Source organism: Gilliamella sp. wkB171 (genome assembly GCF_001693755.1).
GTDB lineage: Bacteria > Pseudomonadota > Gammaproteobacteria > Enterobacterales > Orbaceae > Gilliamella > Gilliamella apicola_F.
Genome location: NZ_LYST01000043.1, coordinates 571,435 through 592,958, shown reverse-complemented (window position 1 = coordinate 592,958; position 21,524 = coordinate 571,435). Strand labels below are relative to the sequence as shown.

Below are 21,524 nucleotides of genomic sequence, written 5' to 3'. Positions count from 1 at the left end.
GTGATGAACGACTACTTATTTAACAGATTTTTTATTCAAAATATCAAGTAATTTATCAGCTGGGACATAACCTGACACCAGTTGACCATCAGCTAAAACAATAGCTGGGGTTCCACTAATACCAAGTTGCTTACCAACATTAAATTGTTGAGTAACATAAGGTACCATACTGCTAGCGGGTGAAATCGCATTACCTTTATAAGCATTATCAAAAGCAGCTTTACGATCAGCAACGCTCCAGATTGATTGCATGTTTTTGCCCACTTCGCTATCCGCTCCAGCTCGTGGGAACGCAAAATAGTGGACTGAAATGCCTGCATCTAAATATTTATCAATATTTTCATGCAGTAATTTACAATAATGACAAGTATAGTCAGTAAAGACTGAAATAACATATTTTTCGTTTGGCGCTTTATAAACAATCGCATCTTTTTCAATAGATTTGATTAATTTAACATTATTACTATTAGCAATGTTAACCGGTTCGTTACCTTCTAAGTTATAGAAAGGACCTTGCGTTAAATATTTACCATCATCAGAGACATAAAAAATACCATCAGGTGTATTAACACTTTTTAGTCCTTTTACAGGGCTGTCGGCAATTTTTAAGTCTTTTTCAGTATAACCTAATTTACCGAGTGTTTTGGCAATATCAGCATTACTTGCCAGTACTGATGTTGAAATTAATGCTAAACCTAAAACTAATTTTTTCATTCAATTATCCTTATTTTTTAAGCATTATGCTCGGGGATGATGCTTACTGTGTAACTGTTTTAATCTTTCTGTTGCCACATGGGTATAGATTTGCGTTGTTGATAAGCTACTATGACCAAGTAACATTTGCACAACCCGCAAGTCCGCGCCATGGTTAAGCAAATGTGTTGCAAACGCATGTCGTAGTACATGGGGTGACAGTGCTTCAATATTAATGCCGGTTAGTATGGCATAATATTTGATTCGATGCCAGAATGTCTGTCGTGTCATTTTTTTACCTAATCGGCTAGGAAACAGCACATCAATCGGTCCAGATTTTAAAAGATCATTACGGGCGTATTTGAAATAGTATTCAAGCCAATAAATGGCTTCTTCCCCCAGTGGCACTAAGCGTTCTTTATTACCTTTACCAATTACCCTTATCACCCCCTGCCGCAAACTGACATCACTGATTTCTAAATTGACTAATTCACTAACCCGTAATCCAGTTGCATAAAGCACTTCTAGCATAGCTTTATCACGTAGTTCGATAGGATCATCAGTACTGGGTGATTCAAGCAACGCCTCGACTTGTGATTCGGTTAAATCTTTAGGTAGTTTTTTGGGTAATTTTGGTGAAGACAAAACGGCAGAGGGATCATCTGTGCGATAATTTTCTTGATATAAATATTGAAAAAAACGTTTAGTTGCACTTAACAAACGTGCCGAGCTACTGGCTTTATAACCATCTTGCACGCGCTGCATTAAAAAATTCTGTAAATTAATGGTCTGTGCGCTTAGCATTGTGACATTTTGTTGCTGTAATGAGTGGCTAAGTGCAAACAAATCGAGTTTGTAAGATTCTATTGTGTTTTCTGCTAGGTTACGCTCTAGCCATAATGAATCTAAAAACTGTTCAATTAACACTTTACTTTGTGTCGCAATACTTTTATCTGACATTCATGGTCATCTCTATATACAATTTATTTTAGCTATTATATACCAACTCGCTGCTCATTGCAGTTTAGACCAAGTAATGGCATGTAAATGGAAGTATTTTGTTAAATTCATTGGGTAATGGCTTTTTTAAGTCGATTTATGCAAACTTAATGATAATAAGTCAATTAACACATGATTCTCTTTTGTATTTTGAATAATATCTGATATATATTTGCATTAATATTTTACTTTGTGATGATGTGTATGTTAAAACGCACTGTACCTCTTTTTATTGGGCTATATGCTTTTTTTGTTATTGGTATTGAAACTTATCTATACTGGCAAGCTCAACTTCAACCTTGGCAACCAGCGACACCAGTTGGTCGAATCATTTTTTATTATAGTTTTTTTACTGTGTTATCGAATTTGATGTTGGCGGTGAGTTGTTTGTGGCTATTTTTTAATCCTAGTTGCCATCGTTCTAGCTTTAAAATTATTCGGTTAAATGGGCTAGTAGGCGTGATAATCACTTCTATCGTTTATAACTTAATGTTACGCGCTATTCATAAACCGCCGAATGATTTATTAAAATTCACCAATGAAAGTTTACATGTTGTCATACCGTTACTGGGTGTTTTGAGTTGGTTAATTTGGGGACCGTTTCGACGTATTAATTTTCGAGTGATAATGGGTTCATTAGTCTGTATGTTAGTTTATGGCATATATATTTTTGTCAGAGGATACTATACTAATTTATATCCTTATCCTTTTATTAATGTTGTGAAAATAGGCTATCCGAAAGCGTTGTTTGCTGTCGGTATGGTTTTTTTATTGTTTTTAGGTTCAGCCTTATTTTTATGGGTAGTTGATTGTTTGAGGAGAAAAACATGAAGCTGTATATTTATGAACATTGTCCTTTTTGCGCCAGAGCAAGAATGATTTTTGGTTTAAAACACATACCAGTTAAATTAGAAGTATTTTTGAGTGATGATAACAAATCACCTGAAAGTATGATTGGTGAAAAAATGGTGCCAATTTTACAAAAAGATGATGGTAGTTATATGCCTGAAAGTTTAGATATTGTTGATTATATTGATAATAATTATGGCGATAGCCCTATATTGATTGGACCTAAATCAGCGAAAATTGCCGAGATAATAAAAAACATACAGCAGTATGATTATAAATTAGAGTGTCCGCGTTATATCAAACTGGGTTTAGCTGAGTTTGCTACACAAAGTGCAATTGATAGTTTTGTCGCGAGTAAAGCTCAAAAGATGGGATCATTCGATGAGTGTTTAGCGCAAACAAGTTCTCTGGTTTTAGCTGTTTCTAAGTTGCTTGAACAACTAGATCCTTTGATTGTTTCACCACAAGCGTGTAATGGTCAATTGTCTTTAGATGATATTTGTCTATTTCCAGTATTACGTAATTTAACCTGTGTAAAAGATCTATCTTTTCCACCAAAAACGTTGGCTTATGTAACGGCAATGGCTAAATTGAGTCAGGTTGATCTATTTTTTGATCGCGCAATTTAATCAATCACTGAGTTAGTACGATAGCATGGAAGAGATTTAACGAGGGGTTGAAGAATATATCTATCAACTTTGTTCTTTCATTAATTCACTCATCACCTTTAGGTGATGAGTGTTAATTTATTGATTTAAATTAGTCACCTAATTTTAGATCAATTACTTCAATACTGTCTTTACCACCATAGATATCATACCAAGGTGTAGCATATTGTTTTAAAATCTTATTAAGGTGCTCAACATTTTCACGACCAGTTTGATCTAACCAGCGTTTTAAACCCTCTTTACCGTCTTTAGCATAAGCAGCAACGCCTTCAAACCATGTTGCACGACCACCTAAAATACCACTATATTTAGCGCCATTCTCACCAGCAAAAATTAATTCTTGATGGAAAGTTTTTGTTGGTACGCCCGCACTTAAATAGATAAATGGACGAGTTGCCGCATCGCTAGCTTGTTTAAAATAATCGGCAGCTTGTTTTTGAGTATAGACAACCACGTTGTTATCATTAAATCCTTCTACATTTTTAAACAAGACGGGTACTTCAACTTTAAGTACATCAATGAAATATTGGTTTTTAGTGAATTCTTTAATAGTGTTAATCACTTTTTGTGGTTTTATTTTGGCAAACTCAGGACTTTTATCATCGGTCACGACATTATCATAGACAATTGGTTCGACAAATAATGGAATATCGGCAGCTCTGGCTTCTGTACCAACACGTTCTAGAAACGCATGTTTTTTCTCTAAAATATCTTTAGGATCATCGGGATTATAATAAACTAATACTTTTGCTGCATCAGCCCCTTTTTTCAATAATCGTTGTAGAGAGTCTTCAGGTAAAACATCAGGTAAACGGCCTGGCGTGTTTGCATCATAACCGGTTTTCTCATAAGAAATGATTAATCCTGCATCCTTATTTTTTTTAGCCATACCTTTAAAGCCATATTCTTCATCTAACAAAATTGCACTCACATATTTTGTTAATTCTTGTGAAACAAGTTCTTTAAATTCATAGACCATTTCAACATTATAACGATCTTTACCAACAGCCGCTTCCATCATTTTTACCATTGAACCACGTTGGTCGATTGCTAGTGCCGCAATAACGCCATCTTGGTTTGATAACTGTTGCATGCGAGTGAATTTTCCACGAGAAATACGTTTTATACCCATTTTATAACTCTCCATTTAAAAAGATTTTATGATTGTAGTTTCTTTTCGCGACGATTTATTAATCATTTAGTGCTAGTTTAGATTATATACACAATTTAATAAATTGCAGTTAATTATCATCATTTTATCAGGGTAATAAAAGAGCAATATGCACAAGTTAGTTTTAAGCGTTATACAATGTAAATTGGCGTATTATTTGATATTTTTCTTCCAAAAAAATTGTGTTGAGGTATATTAGTACACAATAATAGACTATGTGTAAAATATACTTTACAGGGATAATCATGTCATACGCACAAAATGCGACGCCAAATCGTACTTTAAACAATCAAGACTATAAAACATTGGCCTTATCAGCACTAGGTGGTGCATTAGAGTTTTATGATTTTATTATATTTGTCTTTTTTTCCATTATTATTAGTCATCTTTTTTTTCCGGATGATATGCCAGCATGGTTAAGTCAGGTGCAAACATTTGGGATTTTTGCGGCAGGCTATTTAATTCGTCCATTTGGTGGCATTGTTATGGCGCATTTTGGCGATTTATTTGGACGCAAACGAATGTTTACGTTAAGCATTCTTTTAATGGCATTACCTACACTATTCATTGGTTGTTTACCGACTTATACTAATATTGGCATTTTAGCGCCTATTTTGTTATTAATTATGCGACTGTGCCAAGGTCTTGCAGTGGGCGGTGAAGTACCCGGTGCTTGGACGTTTGTTGCTGAACATGTCCCCAATAATAAAATTGGCTTAGCTTGTGGAATATTAACTAGTGGTTTAAGTTTGGGGATTTTACTTGGCTCGCTGGTTTCAACTGTAATGAATAAATGCATTTCACCCGAACAAATGAGTGATTGGGGTTGGCGAATTCCATTTATTATTGGCGGGATATTTGGTTTAATCGCCATGTATTTACGTCGTTGGTTGAAAGAAACGCCGATTTTTCTGGAAATACAAAAACGAAAACAACAAGAATTAGCAAAAAAAATTCCAGTTATAACAGTATTAACTCAGTACTTACCTCAAACTATTTTATCTATGCTGCTTACTTGGGTATTATCGGCAGGTATTATGGTTATTATGTTAATGACCCCAATTTTATTGCAAAAGCAGTTTGGATTTTCAGCTATTGATGCATTGCAAGGTAATATACTCGCTATTATTGGACTAATCATTAGTTGCACTTTTTATGGCATGATGATGGACAGATTTGCTATGGGTAAAGTGTTATTTATTGGCTGTCTTATTGCTGTCGCTATAATTTCAATTTTCTATTTTTCATTAGATAACCCTCATCTTTTATTAATCACTTATCCTTTAGCTGGTTTTGGTGTTGGTATTGTTGGCTCGTTTGCTTATTTTATGGTTAAAGTGTTTCCTGCTGAAATTCGTTATAGTGGTGTTTCATTTTCGTTTAATATGGCTTATGCAATCGCTGGGGGATTAACACCTTTGTTTATATCGTTCTTTAGCGATTTTGTTAGCAAAATGGCGCCCGCGATTTATGTGGTAGGGCTGTTTGGGCTAGGTGCGTTAATTGGCTTGTATTTATCCATAAAAAATAATAGCCAAAAATATATCGTTAAAGATATTGCTTAATATTCATTTTTTTTAATCACGAAAATTAGAGGATCAATAAACACAGTTTTGTTCCTCTTTTTTATCAAGTTATCCATTTATTCATCTACTCACGTTAACGGCTTTATTTTATCATTTTTTAATTTAGTTTGGTTTGATGGCAATCTTTTATAAAAATCATTTAATAATCCTATTCTTTTGAAAATTTGTGAAATTAATCAAATTTTTAGAAAAAATTTAGTTTAAAATGAAAATCATTACATCTTAAACTTAAAACTTTTCTAGGAGAATATAATGAAAGCAGCCGTTATTAGACAAGAGTGTGATGGGCAAGTTGACATCAAAGATATTTCTCTTCGCCCTTTAGAAGCTGGTGAGGCTTTAGTCGATGTTGAATATTGTGGGCTTTGTCATACCGATATTCATGTTGCATCGGGTGATTTTGGGAAAAAACCGGGGCGGGTTATTGGTCATGAGGGAGTTGGGATTGTGACTAAAATTGCGCCTGATGTAAAAAGTTTAAAAATAGGCGATCGCGTGAGTATAGCATGGTTCCATGCCGGTTGTGGTACATGTGAATATTGTATTTCAGGTAACGAAACATTTTGTCGCCATGCGCTTAACTCGGGTTATAGTGTCGATGGTGGAATGGCTGAACAATGTATTGTTAAAGCTGATTATGCCGTTAAAGTCCCCGATGGGCTTGATCCTGCTCAAGCCACTAGTGTCACCTGTGCCGGTGTTACCACTTATAAAGGTATTAAAGTTGCAGACACAAAACCAGGTCAATGGTTGGCAGTGTTTGGCATTGGTGGGTTAGGCACGCTTGCTATTGAGTATGGAAAGAAAGTTTTTAATAACAAAGTTGTCGCAATTAGTAACAGTGACAGTCAGTTAGAGTTATGTAAAACATTAGGGGCTGATTTGGTTGTTAACCCGAAAAAAGTTGATGATGTGGGTGCTTATATTAAAGAACATACTGATGGAGGTGTTCATGGTGCAGTGGTGACTTCAGTGACCAAAATAGGATTTAATCAAGCAATTAATTCTGTGCGCCCATTAGGTCGAGTTGTCGCGTTAGGCTTACCTTCTGAAACCATGGATTTAAGTATTCCCAAAACAGTATTAGATGGTATACAAGTATTAGGTTCGCTTGTTGGTACACGCGAGGATCTTGCTGAAGCATTCCGTTTTAGTGCTGAAGGTAAAGTGGTTCCTATTGTCGAGAAAAGACCGCTCGAAGATATCAATGAGATGATCGAAGAAATGAAAGCAGGTAAAATTCGCGGTCGAATGGTGGTTGATATGAAAATGAAAAAGAAAAACTAATATTCATTTTACCAATTAATAAAAAAGTTAGTGTTTAGCTAACTTTTTTATTACCTTGATTTTTATGCCTTTCTAATTTTTTGAAATTAATCTTTCTTGTGTTTTATAAATAAATCCCTAATATAAACCCATTTTGTAGATGTATTTTTATATTCAAGGGAACAGTTATGTCAGAACATAATCTAGAAAGTAAATTAAGAAAAGATCTTGGTTTAGTTTCTGCATTGTCGTTAGTTGTAGGAATGGTATTAGGGGCGGGCGCTTTTATGAAACCGCCAGCCGTATTAGCCGTAGCCGGCGATTATAATTATGCGCTGCTAGCTTGGATAATTGGTGGTATTTTTTCTATTTGTGGGGGATTAACGCTGTGTGAATTGGGGGTTATGTTTCCAAAAACAGGTGGCATGCTCGTTTATTTAGAAAAAATCTATGGCCCTAAAATTGCTCATCTTTATGGTTGGATGATAACAGTGTTATTTGCGCCTTCTTTAGTTGGTGCATTAGTTGGTTATTTTAGTTCAGTTTTTTGTTTGTTATTCAATATAGATGATAATTATCGTATGGCGGTGAGCGCTGGGGTATTAGGTTTTATCGCATTTATTAATGCAATCGGTGTTAAACAAGCGGGGTATCTACAAACGCTAGCTACAGTTTGTAAATTAATTCCAATATTACTTTTAGCTGTATTTGGATTATGGAAAGGCAATGGTCAAGTTGCCTTATTTGGGGCTAGTGGACAGGGTATTGAAACTTTCGCGCCTTTTGCTGTAGCTATTTTGGCGACCTTGTTTGCTTATGACGGTTGGGCACAAGTTGCTTCGGTTGCTGGTGAAATTCATAATCCGGCAAAAGTTTTACCTAAAGCAATTATTTTAGGCATCATATTTTTAGTCATTGTTTATGCTTGTATAAATATAGCACTGTTTAAAATATTTCCAGTTCAAGAAATGGTCACTCTTGGTCATGATGCTTCGGCTGTTGCCTCACAACGAATGTTTGGTCATTTAGGTGGGAATTTAGTGGCAGTAGGCATAATGGTATCAATTTTGGGTGGGATTAATGGTTATATTATGACATTATCTCGTACTATTTTTAGTATGGCTGAACGAGGCACTATTATTGGCGCTCGTTATCTTAGTACACTTGATGAAGATAGTCGTTCACCAGTTAATGCGATCTCGGTATTAGTGGTGTTTGCTTTTTTATATTCAATCTTGCTTGATGCAGATCGTCTATCTGAGATATCCATGTTTTCAATATGGGTTTTTTATTTGCTGACGTTTATTGGGGTGATTATAGCGCGAAAAAAATATGCAGATATACCGCGTTCTTATAAAGTTATTGCTTATCCGATAGTTCCAATTATGGCGATCATTGGTGCAATTTATGTTATTTATGGCATGTTGGTTTATCAAACGTTTAATGGCATAGCATCAATAGTACTTACTCTACTTGGGTTACCTTTATACTATTATTATCATAGCAAAAATAAAAGTAGAGAGCTTTCCCTTGGTGAGATGAAAAAATATCGAACAAAAACACAATACATCATCGCTATAGCAACTTTATTTGTTGTAGTGCTGTTAGCAATTTGTGGTTATATCATCAATAAATAATTATTGCATGAGTTCATATTAAACGAACAGACTATTACTTGATCAACACCGGCAATTGCCGGTTATTTTCTTAAAATGATAATGGTTGAGTTTTCAGTTTTACAGACAGATGTTAATTGCTGTTTTACATATAAGTTGAAATCAGTCCATAAATGTTTTGGTCGTGATAAATCCCATTTAAGTATTCAGCTTGTTTTAATCTTCCTTCCCAACTAAAACCACAACGGTTTGCTACAGCGTTGCTTTTTACATTACTAACAGCACATTTAATAACAAACCGTTTAATAATTTTTTGTGATGCATAGTAGTTGGTAAGCGCTTGGATTGCTTGAGTCATAACACCTTTACCTTGTGCTCGGCTATCAAGCCAATATCCAATATAAGCTGTTTTATTGCTAGTATCGATTTGATTGAAAGACAATATACCGACAGCCTTATCATTTTGTATAATGACATAGGTTTTACTCTGATTTTGTTGATGTTTTAACCAGCACTCTTGTAAAAATTTAGCTGTATCTAATTCGTTTATCACAAATTTAGGCCATGCCATAAATTGGCTAAAATAGTTTCGATTGAAATCAATGACATTATATAGTTCTTTGGCATAACTGTTATTAGCAGTTTTTAGTATTATATGTGGATTTACCAAAATGCTATCAGTTTGGCTATTAGTCATTATTTGTTCCTTATTTCTTATAAATATATTGTCTGTGTCATTATTCTAACCGTCAAACATTCAAGACAAATATAGCTTATTGATAGTAAAAAAAGCTTATCATGGTGCTTTGTGCATAGCCGAATGTAAGGTAATAGTGATTAACTATAAGCGATAGATTATTAGTAAGTCTATAATGTACCGATAAAAAAATACCAGACTATGGCTTAGTCTGGTATAGCTTTTTAATAAAATAAAGCATATTGGTTATGCTTTATCGTTTTTGCTGTTTTTAGGTTTTATCGTATAGTTGAAAATAACGAGTAAAGCGAAGATGACTACAATAATTGCCATTATCACATCTTTATTAAACCATTTTGCCATATTACCGAGGATAATACCGACACCACAAAAATCGACGTCAGAAAACGTAGTATTTGAAAAACCAAGTGAACCTAAAACTGGTAATAACATCACAGGTAAGAATGTTACCAGTAATCCATTGGCAAATGCACCAAGCATGGCACCGCGACGGCCGCCCATTGCATTACCAAATACCCCAGCAGTTGCCCCACAGAAGAAATGCGGTACAACGCCTGGTAGAATTAATACTAAGTCTAATTGTCCAAGTACAAATAGTCCGACTAATCCACCTAAAAAACTACATAAAAATCCGATTAATACTGCATTTGGTGCATATGGAAATACGACAGGGCAATCTAAAGCAGGTTTAGCATTCGGGACTAATTTTTCAGAAAAACCAGTAAATGCAGGGACAATCTCAGCTAGAATTAAGCGTACACCTTGTAGGATGATAAATACACCTGCGGCAAAAGTAATGGCTTCTATAATTGCATAAACTAGATAGTTATCACCTTTACTTAAAGTCGTTTCGACGTAGTTAGGACCTGCAAAGATAGCAAGAATTAAATAGATAATCATCATAGTTAATGAGATTGAAATTGAACTGTCACGTAAAAAGCTTAGATTTTTAGGTAGATTCATCTCTTCGGTTGAACGAGATCCTTTACCAACTGCCATTCCAAGCCAACCAGCTAAAACGTAACCTAATGTACCAAAGTGACCAAAAGCGACATCATCATTACCGGTTATTTTACGCATTTGCGGTTGTGCAAGTGCAGGGAAAAAGGCCATAATTAAGCCAAGCACTAATGAACCAGTAAAGACTAATTGCCATCCCTCAAACCCCGCTACTGTTAATATTATACTTATCATACAAGCCATATAAAAAGTATGATGACCAGTTAAAAAGATGAACTTTAAACGAGTAAAACGCGCAACAATGATATTTGCAACCATACCAAATGCCATAATTAACGCTGTTGCTGCGCCATACTCATTAAGTGCCATTGAAACAATAGCTTCGTTATTCGGAATAATACCCTGTAATTTAAACGCTTGTTCAAACATCATGCCTAATGGGGTAATAGCACTAATGAGTACGGTTGCACCACCACTTAATACTAAAAAACCTAAAATAGTTTTAATGGTACCTTTAACCGTGTCAGCAAAGGATTTACGCTGAGCAATAAGCCCAACCATGGCAATAAGTCCAACTAATATTGAAGGTACTTTTAAAATATCAACAATAAACTTTACTATTTCTTGTATCATAGCAAGTCCTCATAATATCATTAATGTTTAGCGAAATGTTCAACGAGTTTTGCTTCTAAATCGTTGATATCGATAATATTATTTAAAATAACTAATTTGTCAGCTGGAATGCCAGAGCTTGCCGCTAAATCCTTGGTCATGACAAATAAATCCGCCTGATCTGGGGTTGCTGAAGCAAGATCTGCATGGGTAACTTCAGCATCAACATTTAATTTTTTCAGCACTTTTTTGATATTCATTTCAACCATAAAACTACTACCAAGACCTGAACCGCAAACTGCCATAATTTTCATTTTATTTATCCCTTCATTTTGTTATTAAAGTTAATAGTGTTTAACTACAGCCAAGATTTCATCGCGTTGTTTTGCTTGAAAAATTGTCTGCATATCTTTTGATTCGCCAAATAGCGCGGCTAATTGGGTTAACATTTCAATATGACTGGTACTATCACTCGCGGCTAATAAAGTAATTAAATAGACTGGATCATTTTCTTGCGAATTAAAATTAACGCCTTGTTTAACTAATAGCATTGATAGACCTAATTGATTCACCCCTTGCTCTGGTCTAGCATGTGGCATAGCAATACCTGGTGCTAAAACATAGTAAGGTCCAATGGATTGGTGTAGTTGAAAAATAGCTTGGATATAACTAGGTGAAATGGCATTACTTTCTAATAATGGCTTAGCACAAAGTTGTATTGCTTCTTTCCAATCATCAACGGAATCGACAATATTAACTGTCTGGTTAGTTAACCATTTATCTAACATTTTTCCTCCATTAAAATCGATACCTTAAGTATTTTTTTATAAACTAACATATTGGGAAATAATAAAAATTAAAAAATAATAGAAATGTGATAGCGCTATCAAAGTTAATTAAAATTTTATTGATTTTGTGATTTAGATAACATTTTCAACTAAACATTCATAAAATTATCATTTAGACAGATTACTATGTATATTATTTGGGCTTGTGTCCTCTTTTTTGTTAGCAAGTATGTTATAAGTCGTGTGGTTAACAGCTTTGATAATATTCAATTGGGATAAGAAATGCAGGATATAAAAAAACGTAGGAGTACGGGACAAATAACATTATTTGATGTAGCTAAACATGCAGGTGTTGGTGCTATGACTGTATCACGAGCGCTGCGAACACCTGAAAGGGTGTCTGATAAGCTACGCCAAAAAATTCAATTATCTGTTCAAATGCTAGGGTATAAACCCAATGTGGCGGCTAGCTTGTTAGCATCAGCATCCGATAATCAAGTCATTGCAGTTGTTACTGACCAAATCTATGATCATTCTACACGTATTTTACTTAATACCTTACAAATTCAATTAGCCAAGCAGGGATATATCACATTAATCATTGAAGCTTGCCATTACTACAATCGTGAATCACAATTATTAGAAACCTTATATAATCATAATCTTAAAGCGATTGTGCTATTTTATCTTGACAATGATGCGTTAATTAATCGAATGATTAACAATAAAGCCGTACCAATAGTTAACATCGGTCAACAAATTGATGAATTAGACAATGCCCATATTGGCTTGGATGATAGCCTTGCGATGTATATATTAACTGAACACGTTATAAAAAAAGGTTATCGTCATATTGGTTTACTTTGTGCGAATCAACAATATCAACTATTTCAACAACGTTTACATGGTTGGCATAAAGCCATGCTAGCTTATCATTTACCAACACATCGCATCATCAATGCAGCTAAACCGGCTAACTTTACTACCGGTAGTGAATTATTACCCGATATGCTACTAAATTGGCCAGAACTTGATGCGCTAATTTGTACAACCGATGAATTAGCTTGTGGAGTATTGTATGAGTGCCAACGTCGACACATTCGTGTGCCTTATCAATTAGCAGTGAGTGGATTTGGTAATAATGAATTTAGTCAAGTCAGCTTTCCAACTTTAACAACAGTGGCTTTACCATCAAAGCAAATTGGTCAATACACCGCTGCTGTGTTGTTAAATCGATTAAATAAACAGCTAGAGTGTTTGAAGCCTGATTTATCAACATTAGTACCCGTGATTCAATCAAGGGCAAGTTTATAGGATTGATGATCATGAAAAAATTGATCAGTGAAAGAGGATGACTCGCATTTTATGCTCGCCCTTCGGGTCGTTGCTAAAGCAACGTTGTCTCGCTACGCTCGGCTCGAACCTCCGTCGGTTCTCATCCTTTAAGCTGAAGCGGATAATAAAAAAGCCCACTCAATGAGCAGGCTTTTTTATTTAAAATTGGTCGGCGAGAGAGGATGACTCGCATTTTATGCTCGCCCTTCGGGTCGTTGCTAAAGCAACGTTGTCTCGCTACGCTCGGCTCGAACCTCCATCGGTTCCCATCCTTTAAGTTGAAGCGGATAATAAAAAAGCCTACTCAATGAGCAGGCTTTTTTATTTAAAATTGGTCGGCGAGAGAGGATTCGAACCTCCGACCCACTGGTCCCAAACCAGTTGCGCTACCAAGCTGCGCTACTCGCCGTTAGGTAGCGCATAATACTTTGCTAACCATAAACTGTCAATAGTTACATTAAAAAATTATGCGCTTTGCTTAATTATATAGAGAAAGGTGCTGGTGTTTTGCCAATACGTTGATAAAATTCGGTAACAAATTTTTCATAACGTTTGTTAGCAACTGCTTCTCGAATTTCAGCCATTAGGCGTTGGTAGTAACGCAAATTGTGAATAGTATTTAAACGAGCGCCTAGAATCTCACCACATTTATCTAAATGATGAAGATAAGATTTGGTGTAATTTTTACACGTGTAACAATCACAATGTGGATCAAGTGGTGTTGTATCATCTTTATATTTAGCATTACGGATTTTTATCACACCATTAGTCACAAATAGATGACCATTACGGGCATTACGTGTTGGCATGACGCAATCGAACATATCAATACCACGACGAACGCCTTCAACTAAATCTTCTGGTTTACCCACACCCATTAAATAGCGAGGTTTATCAGCAGGTAGTTGTGGACAAGTACCTTCTAAAATTCGATGCATGTCGGCTTTTGGCTCGCCAACGGCTAATCCGCCGACTGCATATCCGTCAAAACCAATTTCGGTTAATCCTTTAATTGAAATGTCTCGCAATTCTTGATGGATGCCACCTTGGACAATACCAAACAAAGCATTTTTATTACCGAGTTCATCAAAGCGTTGTCGGCTCCGTTTTGCCCAGCGTAAAGACATTTCCATCGATTTTTTGACATAGTCCCACTCTGCTGGAAAAGGGGCACATTCATCAAAAATCATGACAATATCTGAACCAAGATCATATTGGATTTCCATCGAAATTTCCGGCGAAAGAAAAATAGAATCGCCATTAATTGGATTGCGAAAATAGACACCTTCTTCTTTAATTTTACGAATATCACCAAGGCTAAATACTTGAAATCCGCCTGAGTCAGTTAGAATCGGACCTGGCCACTGCATAAAATCATGTAAGTCGCCATGTTTTCGCATAATTGCTTGTCCCGGTCTTAACCATAAATGGAAAGTATTTCCTAATAGGATTTGTGCGCCGGTTGCAGCGACTTCTTCGGGAGTCATACCTTTGACGGTACCATAAGTACCCACCGGCATAAATGCTGGTGTTTCAACTGTATATTCGACGCCACGGCGATCGAACTTCATTCGTCCACGGCGAGCTAAGCCGTCGGTATTATCTAATTCAAATTTCATTTTTTTTGTTAACCTCTTGCGACCAAATAAACAGTTTGGCGCGAATTATTGATATAATACGTAATTGTATTATGATTTTTCGGCGCCTAGTTTAGCGTGGCTAGCCGTAATAGACAATATTTAGAAGGTTTTTGACGTTTGTGAAAAGTTTTTTATCGTTATTTTGGCTCGTTTATGTATCGCTATTTTGTTTGATAGGTTGTCAAAGTCACAATAAAAGTACCTTAAAATTAATTTCTGCTGATGTAGCTAGTCGATTATCGTCTTCTGATATTATGGCAATGAGCCAGCTTGCTTGTATGGAAATGGATGAAAAAGCAGTAATTCCTGCTAGTTATCATAAACTAAGTCAACGATTAAATAGAGTCGCCTTAACATTACCACAAACGATTAATCATATTAAATTGAATTATAAAGTCTATCTTGATACTGAGCCAAATGCATGGTCCACAGCCAATGGTTGTATTCGTATAAATAGTGGTTTAATAAAACTTTTAAATGATGCTGAATTACAAGCAGTTATTGCGCATGAACAGGGCCATATTGCTTTACAGCATTTTGTTAGTTCATTTCAACAAGCTTCTTACATCGAACTTGCTGACAAAGTGAATGAAATTGTTATCTTCCAAAAAGAAGATGTTGCTCAGCAACATGAAATAGAGGCAGATAATTATGCTTTTGACTTATTAGTTAACCAAAACATTGATCCTATTGGTTTAGTTGATATGTTATCTAAAATGCCTATTCATGCTGTAAAAGATCCAGTTTCACATCCTTCAAATTTAAAGCGTATCAATAATATTTTAGATAGGATGAGTGGCAAGTAACTTTGATAACTTGTTTAGTTAAAAAAGACCTGCCTAATTTTGATATTCAATTGGCAATAGGTAAAAGATTGAAATAATCTTAACTGTTATTGTTGATTTTGTTTAGTAATGAACATAGCATCGCCATAACTAAAAAAACGATATTGCTGTTTGACGGCTTCTTGATAAGCATTCATTGTATTTTGATAACCAGCAAACGCAGAAACCAGCATAATTAATGTTGATTCAGGTAAATGAAAATTAGTAATTAAGCTATCGATAACATTAAAGTGATAACCAGGATAGATAAATATTTGAGTGTCATTAAAAAACGGTGCAATTTTACCGGTTTTTTGTGCCGCGCTTTCCAGTGCTCTAACCGAGGTTGTTCCAACTGCTATGACTTTATTGCCTCTTGCTTTACAAGCTAAAACAGCGTCAACTACTGATTGCGGGACTTGTGCATACTCAGCGTGCATCACATGTGATTCTATATTTTCTACTCTAACTGGTTGAAATGTGCCGGCACCTACATGTAAGGTTACAAAAGCCATCTCAATACCTTTTTGTTTTAATTTTTCTAATAAAGGTTGATCAAAATGCAATCCGGCAGTCGGGGCGGCAACTGCTCCCGGAATTTTACTATAAACGGTTTGATAAACTTCACGATCATGGCTGTCATCGGGTCTATCTATATAAGGCGGTAATGGGATATGACCAATTTTATTTAAGATTGTCAGCACATCATCAGGAAATTGTAGTTCAAATAGACTATCGTGCCGAGCGAGCATAATTACATTAACAGATGCATCTTCGCCTAATGTTAATTCAGCGCCTTCTTTCGGTGATTTTGATGCTTTTATGTGGGCTAGCGCGCGATTATTATCTAACAATCGTTCAATTAAGATTTCAATTTTACCGCCAGAGGCTTTTTTACCATAAACCCGAGCAGGAATTACTCGGGTATTATTAAAAACCAGTAAATCGCCAGGATTAATTTTATCAATAATATCGGAAAAGACGCCATGTTCTATCTGACCTGTCACACCATCAAGCGATAATAAACGGCATGCACTTCTTGTTTCTGACGGGTGCTTGGCTATAAGTTCTTTGGGAAGAGTGAAGTCAAAATCAGATAATTGCATAATTATATACCTCAAAAAAATGACCCAATAGTCTAAGCTTCCTGATATAGGTAAGCAAGTAATTCTTTTTTCTAGTATAAAACAAACAATTATTTATTGATTATTCTTCAAGTTAGTTTAAAATTTTTGGAATCTAACTAAAAATTAGATAAAAGTTGATTATTAATAATATAAGGAAAGGAAAAAGAGTATGAAGAAGCATCAAAAAACATTATTAGCTACGTTACCTTTGGTTGCAGCAATGTCTCTAGTTGGTTGTAACATCAACCCAAATGATGCAGTTAATTTGGGGATGAAAGGCCTTAAAGCGGTAACTTTAAGTGATAATGATGTTAAGCAATTAAGTCAAGAAGCTTGTGCTCAAATGGATGCTCAATCAAAAATTGCACCGGCTAATAGTACTTATACTAAACGACTCAATAAAATTGCTAAAGCGCTTGGTAATAATGTTGAGGGTACACCAGTTAATTATAAAGTTTATTTAACTAAAGATGTTAATGCGTGGGCAATGGCAAATGGTTGTGTGCGCGTTTATAGTGGTCTAATGGACTTGATGAACGATAATGAAGTTGAAGGCGTACTTGGGCATGAATTAGGTCACGTTGCTTTAGGTCATAGTAAAAAAGCAATGCAAGTGGCTTATACTACTGAAATTGCTCGTGATGCCGCTGCAGCATCAGGAAACAGTGTAGTTTCATCAATTTCTCAATCTCAATTAGGTGATTTAGCTGCAAAAGTTATCAATTCACAATTTTCACAAAAACAAGAAACAGCTGCAGATGACTACTCTTTTGATTTCTTAGTGAAAAGAAAGATTAATCCAGCAGGACTTGCTACTGCATTTGATAAATTAGCTGCTCAAGGTGATAGTTCTTCAATTTTAAGTACACACCCATCTTCAAAAGATCGTGCAGAAAATATTCGTGCAAAACTTGCAGGAATCAAAAAGTAAATTTGAGTTATTTATCAAAAAAAGCGCTTTTCAAAGCGCTTTTTTTATAATACGTTGAGTTAAAAACTCAACTTTAGCGCCTTATTCTGACAAAATCTGCTGGTAGTTATTACTATATGTCATCATTCTATTTTAAATATTCTTCTAGCCACTAATTCAAACAATTAGAATTTTATTATTCGCGGCGAGCTGATAAGTTTAGAAAAGCTGATTTATTGGCGTTAGCATAAATTGGCTGTAAATATTGGCATCTTTTATTAAATAATCTTGTTGAGCAAGTGTCAGTACAACTGGTGTAACGGGATTTGAGACGATAAGTTTAATTGGTTTAATAACCGGTTATAGATAAATTTAATTAGTGATAATTTTATGTAGATTAAAATTTATTAATAAACGATTTTAAGTTAATTAAATATGAATTTAGTGTTTTTGTTTATCCCCCCCTCTAATTCTCAAGCAGTAAAAAGAGGGGGGAAAATCCTAAAATAGATAATTTTTTATTGTTTATAACTAGATAAGAATTTAGCAAATCGTCCAATAGCATCTTCAAGCTGACCAGTATGAGGTAAAGCCACAATTCTAACATGATCGGGTTTATGCCAGTTAAATCCAGTTCCTTGCACTAACAATACTTTTTCTTGTAATAAAAAGTCTAACACTAATTTTTGATCATTATGGATATTGAATTTTTGTTGATCAAGTTTTGGAAATAAGTATAAAGCACCTTGTGGTTTAGTACACGAAACACCGGGTATATCATTAAGTAAACGCCATGCCAACATGCACTGGTCATAAAGTCGACCACCTGGAACAATAAACTCATTAATACTTTGATATCCGCCAAGCGCACCTTGAATAGCATGTTGTAATGGTACATTAGCACATAGTCGCATTGAAGCGAGCATATTTAAGCCTTCAATATAGCCTTTTACATGTTGTTTAGGACCACAAAGCGCCATCCAACCTTGTCTAAAGCCTGCAACACGGTAAGTTTTTGATAAGCCGCTCATTGTGACAACAAATAAATCAGGGGCTAATGCAGCAATAGAATAGTGGACTGCATCATCATATAAAATTTTATCATAAATTTCGTCAGCAAAAATGATCAAATTATTTTGACGGGCAATTTCGGCAATTTCTAGTAATACTTCTTTGCTATAAACCGCACCTGTTGGATTATTTGGATTGATGATAACAATCCCTTTTGTTTTAGGTGTGATTTTTTGTTTGATATCTTCTAAATCGGGTGACCAATTGGCTTCTTCATCACATAAATAGTGAATGGCATTTCCACCAGATAGACTAATTGCAGCTGTCCATAATGGATAATCTGGCATAGGTACTAGCACTTCATCGCCACTATTTAGTAAGGCTTGCATCGATTGTACGATTAATTCTGATACACCATTACCAATATAGATATCCTCGACATCAATATTTGTAATCCCTCTTGCTTGATAATGTTGCATAACTGCTTTACGGGCTGAGTAAAGACCTTTGGAATCACAATATCCTTGCGAAGTTGGTAGATTACGAATTACATCAACAAGGAGCTCATCAGGCGCATTAAAACCAAATGGGGCAGGATTTCCAATATTGAGTTTAAGAATCGTTTGTCCTTCTTCTTCTAGACGTTTGGCATGATCGAGAATAGGTCCTCTAATATCATAACAAACATGATCCAATTTATTTGATTTTTGAAAATTTACCATATTGCAGCCCTTTCAATTTAATGTAATCGTCTTTATTATTTCTAAAAAAACAATCTACTCCTATTTCGATAATTTTTGAAGATGTTATTATAATCAACGCTATAAATATTTTTTAACTGTGTAAAAATTGTGCTGGAGAGTGTTATGAAAACCATTTTAACGGTTATCGGTAAAGATCAAACAGGGATTATTGCAGGTATTAGTCAAAAGCTTTATGAATTGGACATTAATATTTTAGATGTAAGCCAAACTATTATGGATGAATACTTTACCATGATTATGTTGTTAGATTTATCTAAAATCAAAGTGAGCTTTGATGAGGTAAAAACTGCATTAATTCAATCGGGTGAAAAACTGAAAGTTAAAGTCAATATTCAACGTGAAGAAATCTTTGATGCTATGCATCGCCTATAATCTAAATTTGATACTCATTACTGAAGGATAGTACTAATGGAAACAAAACAGATCCTCGAAACCATTAAAATGATAGAGGAAGAGAAGCTTGATATCCGCACAATAACCATGGGTATTTCCCTACTAGATTGCATTGATAGTGATGGTGAAAAAGCCCGTCAAAAGATCTTTGAAAAAATTACTCGTCTTGCCAAAAATTTAGTTAAAGTTGGCGATGAGATCACTTCAGAATTTGGTATCCCCATTATCAATAAACGCATCTCTGTTACACCTATATCGTTAATTGCAGGTGCAAGTGACGATAAAGATTATGTTGAGTTTGCAAAAACGCTTGATGCGGCAGCTAAAGCTGTTGGCGTTAACTTTATTGGTGGGTTTTCGGCTTTAGTGCAAAAAGGTTACCATAAAGGCGATGAAATTTTAATTAACTCTATTCCGCAAGCATTAGCTCAAACAGAACGTGTATGTTCTTCGGTTAATGTAGGCTCAACTCAAACTGGCATCAATATGGATGCAGTTAAGCAGATGGGACAAATTATCAAACAAGCAGCTAGTTTAACTGCAAATAATAGTAGTATGGCTTGTGCAAAATTAGTGGTTTTTGCAAATGCGGTTGAAGATAACCCATTTATGGCAGGGGCTTTTCATGGTGTTGGTGAGGCTGATTGCGTTATTAATGTTGGCGTCAGTGGCCCAGGTGTGGTTAAACGTGCACTTGAAAAAGTAAAAGGACAATCTTTTGATGTCGTTGCCGAAACAATCAAAAAAACCGCTTTTAAAATTACCCGCATGGGACAACTTGTTGGTAAAGAAGCTTCTGAGCGTTTAGGCGTAAAATTTGGGATTGTTGATTTATCATTAGCGCCAACACCGGCTATTGGTGATTCTGTTGCTCATATCTTAGAAGAAATGGGATTGGAAGTTGTTGGTACACATGGCACTACAGCAGCACTCGCTATGCTTAATGATGCTGTTAAAAAAGGCGGTGTTATGGCTTGTGGTCATGTTGGTGGTTTAAGTGGTGCATTTATTCCGGTTTCTGAAGATGCTGGTATGATAGATGCAGTTAATAATGGCGCACTGAATTTAGAGAAACTCGAAGCAATGACGTGTGTTTGTTCGGTAGGACTTGATATGATTGCGATTCCAGGTGATACGCCAGCCGAAACTATTTCGGCAATCATTGCTGATGAGGCTGCAATTGGTGTTATCAACCATAAAACGACCGCTGTCAGAATTATTCCGGCTGTTGGATTAAAGGTTGGCGATAATATCGAATTTGGTGGTTTACTTGGCCATGCTCCCGTTATGCCGGTTAATAAATATAGTTCATGCGATTTTATTAATCGTGGCGGCCGTATTCCTGCGCCAATTCACTCTTTCAAAAACTAAGCGATTATTTTGTGATGCCTTGTATATCTAAAAATACAAGGTATCACATAACTTTCTGTCTATTATTCCCATCTGATAATCTAAAACGCGATTTTCTTGTTCTTTTTTTATGGTTATCCCTATGATGAGCAATCACATGGATACTATTTGGTAACAAATCAATTAGCCTTATTTTTTCTTCCCTAAAATCAGATATATAAAAAAATAATTTGATTTAATTTAG

The 21,524-nt window shown here is 35.3% G+C and carries 20 protein-coding genes, 1 tRNA gene and 2 other RNA genes; 10 read left to right on the top strand and 13 right to left on the bottom strand.

The features are described from left to right. Positions 1-15 precede the first annotated feature (15 nt). The gene (gene dsbC, locus A9G03_RS08750; RefSeq protein WP_065634023.1) at positions 16-714 is read right to left on the bottom strand and encodes a bifunctional protein-disulfide isomerase/oxidoreductase DsbC; all 699 of its coding nucleotides are present in this window, start codon (positions 712-714) and stop codon (positions 16-18) included. Positions 715-738: 24 nt separating this feature from the next. Next, positions 739-1,653 carry a site-specific tyrosine recombinase XerD gene (gene xerD, locus A9G03_RS08745; protein ID WP_065634024.1) on the bottom strand — a complete coding sequence of 305 codons (915 nt, stop codon included), beginning with the start codon at positions 1,651-1,653 and terminating at the stop codon, positions 739-741. Positions 1,654-1,896: 243 nt separating this feature from the next. On the opposite strand from xerD, the gene A9G03_RS08740 reads away from it, so the two are divergent. Further along, on the top strand, positions 1,897-2,523 hold the full coding sequence (locus A9G03_RS08740) for a Pr6Pr family membrane protein (RefSeq protein ID WP_065634025.1): 627 nt from the start codon (positions 1,897-1,899) through the stop codon (positions 2,521-2,523). Next, positions 2,520-3,170, top strand: coding sequence for a glutaredoxin 2 (gene grxB / locus A9G03_RS08735; RefSeq protein WP_065798959.1), 651 nt, complete (start codon positions 2,520-2,522; stop codon positions 3,168-3,170). Before A9G03_RS08740 ends, grxB begins: the two co-directional genes overlap by 4 nt. A 130-nt stretch (positions 3,171-3,300) precedes the next feature. On the opposite strand, the gene A9G03_RS08730 is transcribed toward grxB, so the two are convergent. After that, positions 3,301-4,335: a tagatose 1,6-diphosphate aldolase gene (locus A9G03_RS08730; RefSeq protein ID WP_176700959.1), complete on the bottom strand. Its 1,035-nt coding sequence runs from the start codon at positions 4,333-4,335 to the stop codon at positions 3,301-3,303. Between the two features lie 290 nt (positions 4,336-4,625). On the opposite strand from A9G03_RS08730, the gene A9G03_RS08725 reads away from it, so the two are divergent. The 3 genes from A9G03_RS08725 to A9G03_RS08715 all read left to right on the top strand — a co-directional run bounded on the left by A9G03_RS08725 (position 4,626) and on the right by A9G03_RS08715 (position 8,869). Further along, complete coding sequence (locus A9G03_RS08725; RefSeq protein ID WP_065798958.1) at positions 4,626-5,945, top strand: MFS transporter; 1,320 nt, start codon at positions 4,626-4,628, stop codon at positions 5,943-5,945. A gap of 273 nt (positions 5,946-6,218) precedes the next feature. Then, the gene (adhP, locus tag A9G03_RS08720; RefSeq protein WP_065798957.1) at positions 6,219-7,253 is read left to right on the top strand and encodes an alcohol dehydrogenase AdhP; all 1,035 of its coding nucleotides are present in this window, start codon (positions 6,219-6,221) and stop codon (positions 7,251-7,253) included. Between the two features lie 167 nt (positions 7,254-7,420). Beyond that, positions 7,421-8,869, top strand: coding sequence for an APC family permease (locus tag A9G03_RS08715; protein ID WP_081297499.1), 1,449 nt, complete (start codon positions 7,421-7,423; stop codon positions 8,867-8,869). A gap of 124 nt (positions 8,870-8,993) precedes the next feature. On the opposite strand, the gene rimL is transcribed toward A9G03_RS08715, so the two are convergent. The 4 genes from rimL to A9G03_RS08695 all read right to left on the bottom strand — a co-directional run bounded on the left by rimL (position 8,994) and on the right by A9G03_RS08695 (position 11,926). Further along, positions 8,994-9,545, bottom strand: coding sequence for a 50S ribosomal protein L7/L12-serine acetyltransferase (gene rimL, locus A9G03_RS08710; RefSeq protein WP_065798956.1), 552 nt, complete (start codon positions 9,543-9,545; stop codon positions 8,994-8,996). A gap of 246 nt (positions 9,546-9,791) precedes the next feature. Beyond that, a complete protein-coding gene (locus A9G03_RS08705; RefSeq protein ID WP_065798955.1) occupies positions 9,792-11,159 on the bottom strand; it encodes a PTS ascorbate transporter subunit IIC in 1,368 nt (455 codons plus the stop codon). A 20-nt stretch (positions 11,160-11,179) separates the two neighbouring features. Continuing rightward, the gene (locus tag A9G03_RS08700) at positions 11,180-11,452 is read right to left on the bottom strand and encodes a PTS sugar transporter subunit IIB (protein WP_065634032.1); all 273 of its coding nucleotides are present in this window, start codon (positions 11,450-11,452) and stop codon (positions 11,180-11,182) included. 30 nt (positions 11,453-11,482) lie between these two features. Then, positions 11,483-11,926, bottom strand: coding sequence for a PTS sugar transporter subunit IIA (locus A9G03_RS08695; RefSeq protein ID WP_065634033.1), 444 nt, complete (start codon positions 11,924-11,926; stop codon positions 11,483-11,485). Between the two features lie 282 nt (positions 11,927-12,208). Here A9G03_RS08695 and A9G03_RS08690 point away from each other — a divergent pair, with 282 nt between their 5' ends. After that, positions 12,209-13,240: a LacI family DNA-binding transcriptional regulator gene (locus A9G03_RS08690; RefSeq protein WP_065798954.1), complete on the top strand. Its 1,032-nt coding sequence runs from the start codon at positions 12,209-12,211 to the stop codon at positions 13,238-13,240. A 21-nt stretch (positions 13,241-13,261) separates the two neighbouring features. On the opposite strand, the gene A9G03_RS08685 is transcribed toward A9G03_RS08690, so the two are convergent. The 4 genes from A9G03_RS08685 to tgt all read right to left on the bottom strand — a co-directional run bounded on the left by A9G03_RS08685 (position 13,262) and on the right by tgt (position 14,880). Continuing rightward, positions 13,262-13,386: non-coding RNA, RtT sRNA (locus tag A9G03_RS08685), on the bottom strand. 41 nt (positions 13,387-13,427) lie between these two features. After that, positions 13,428-13,552, bottom strand: a non-coding RNA gene (locus A9G03_RS08680) — RtT sRNA. Positions 13,553-13,593: 41 nt separating this feature from the next. Then, positions 13,594-13,670, bottom strand: a tRNA-Pro gene (locus tag A9G03_RS08675). 73 nt (positions 13,671-13,743) lie between these two features. Further along, positions 13,744-14,880 (bottom strand): tRNA guanosine(34) transglycosylase Tgt, encoded by a 1,137-nt coding sequence (gene tgt / locus A9G03_RS08670; RefSeq protein ID WP_065798953.1) that lies wholly within the window; start codon positions 14,878-14,880, stop codon positions 13,744-13,746. Between the two features lie 140 nt (positions 14,881-15,020). Here tgt and A9G03_RS08665 point away from each other — a divergent pair, with 140 nt between their 5' ends. Next, on the top strand, positions 15,021-15,707 hold the full coding sequence (locus tag A9G03_RS08665; protein WP_065798952.1) for a M48 family metalloprotease: 687 nt from the start codon (positions 15,021-15,023) through the stop codon (positions 15,705-15,707). A gap of 86 nt (positions 15,708-15,793) precedes the next feature. Here the strand turns inward: A9G03_RS08665 and queA are convergent, their stop codons facing one another. Next, complete coding sequence (gene queA / locus A9G03_RS08660) at positions 15,794-16,831, bottom strand: tRNA preQ1(34) S-adenosylmethionine ribosyltransferase-isomerase QueA (RefSeq protein ID WP_065798951.1); 1,038 nt, start codon at positions 16,829-16,831, stop codon at positions 15,794-15,796. 190 nt (positions 16,832-17,021) lie between these two features. On the opposite strand from queA, the gene A9G03_RS08655 reads away from it, so the two are divergent. Next, positions 17,022-17,783: a M48 family metallopeptidase gene (locus A9G03_RS08655; protein ID WP_065798950.1), complete on the top strand. Its 762-nt coding sequence runs from the start codon at positions 17,022-17,024 to the stop codon at positions 17,781-17,783. Positions 17,784-18,280: 497 nt separating this feature from the next. Here A9G03_RS08655 and A9G03_RS08650 read toward each other — a convergent pair whose 3' ends face one another. Then, positions 18,281-19,495, bottom strand: coding sequence for a pyridoxal phosphate-dependent aminotransferase (locus A9G03_RS08650; RefSeq protein WP_065798949.1), 1,215 nt, complete (start codon positions 19,493-19,495; stop codon positions 18,281-18,283). 144 nt (positions 19,496-19,639) lie between these two features. On the opposite strand from A9G03_RS08650, the gene A9G03_RS08645 reads away from it, so the two are divergent. Beyond that, positions 19,640-19,909, top strand: a complete 270-nt coding sequence (locus tag A9G03_RS08645) for an ACT domain-containing protein (RefSeq protein ID WP_065634040.1) — start codon at positions 19,640-19,642, stop codon at positions 19,907-19,909. A gap of 36 nt (positions 19,910-19,945) precedes the next feature. After that, positions 19,946-21,301 (top strand): PFL family protein, encoded by a 1,356-nt coding sequence (locus tag A9G03_RS08640; RefSeq protein ID WP_065634041.1) that lies wholly within the window; start codon positions 19,946-19,948, stop codon positions 21,299-21,301. The last annotated feature ends 223 nt before the right edge of the window (positions 21,302-21,524 follow it).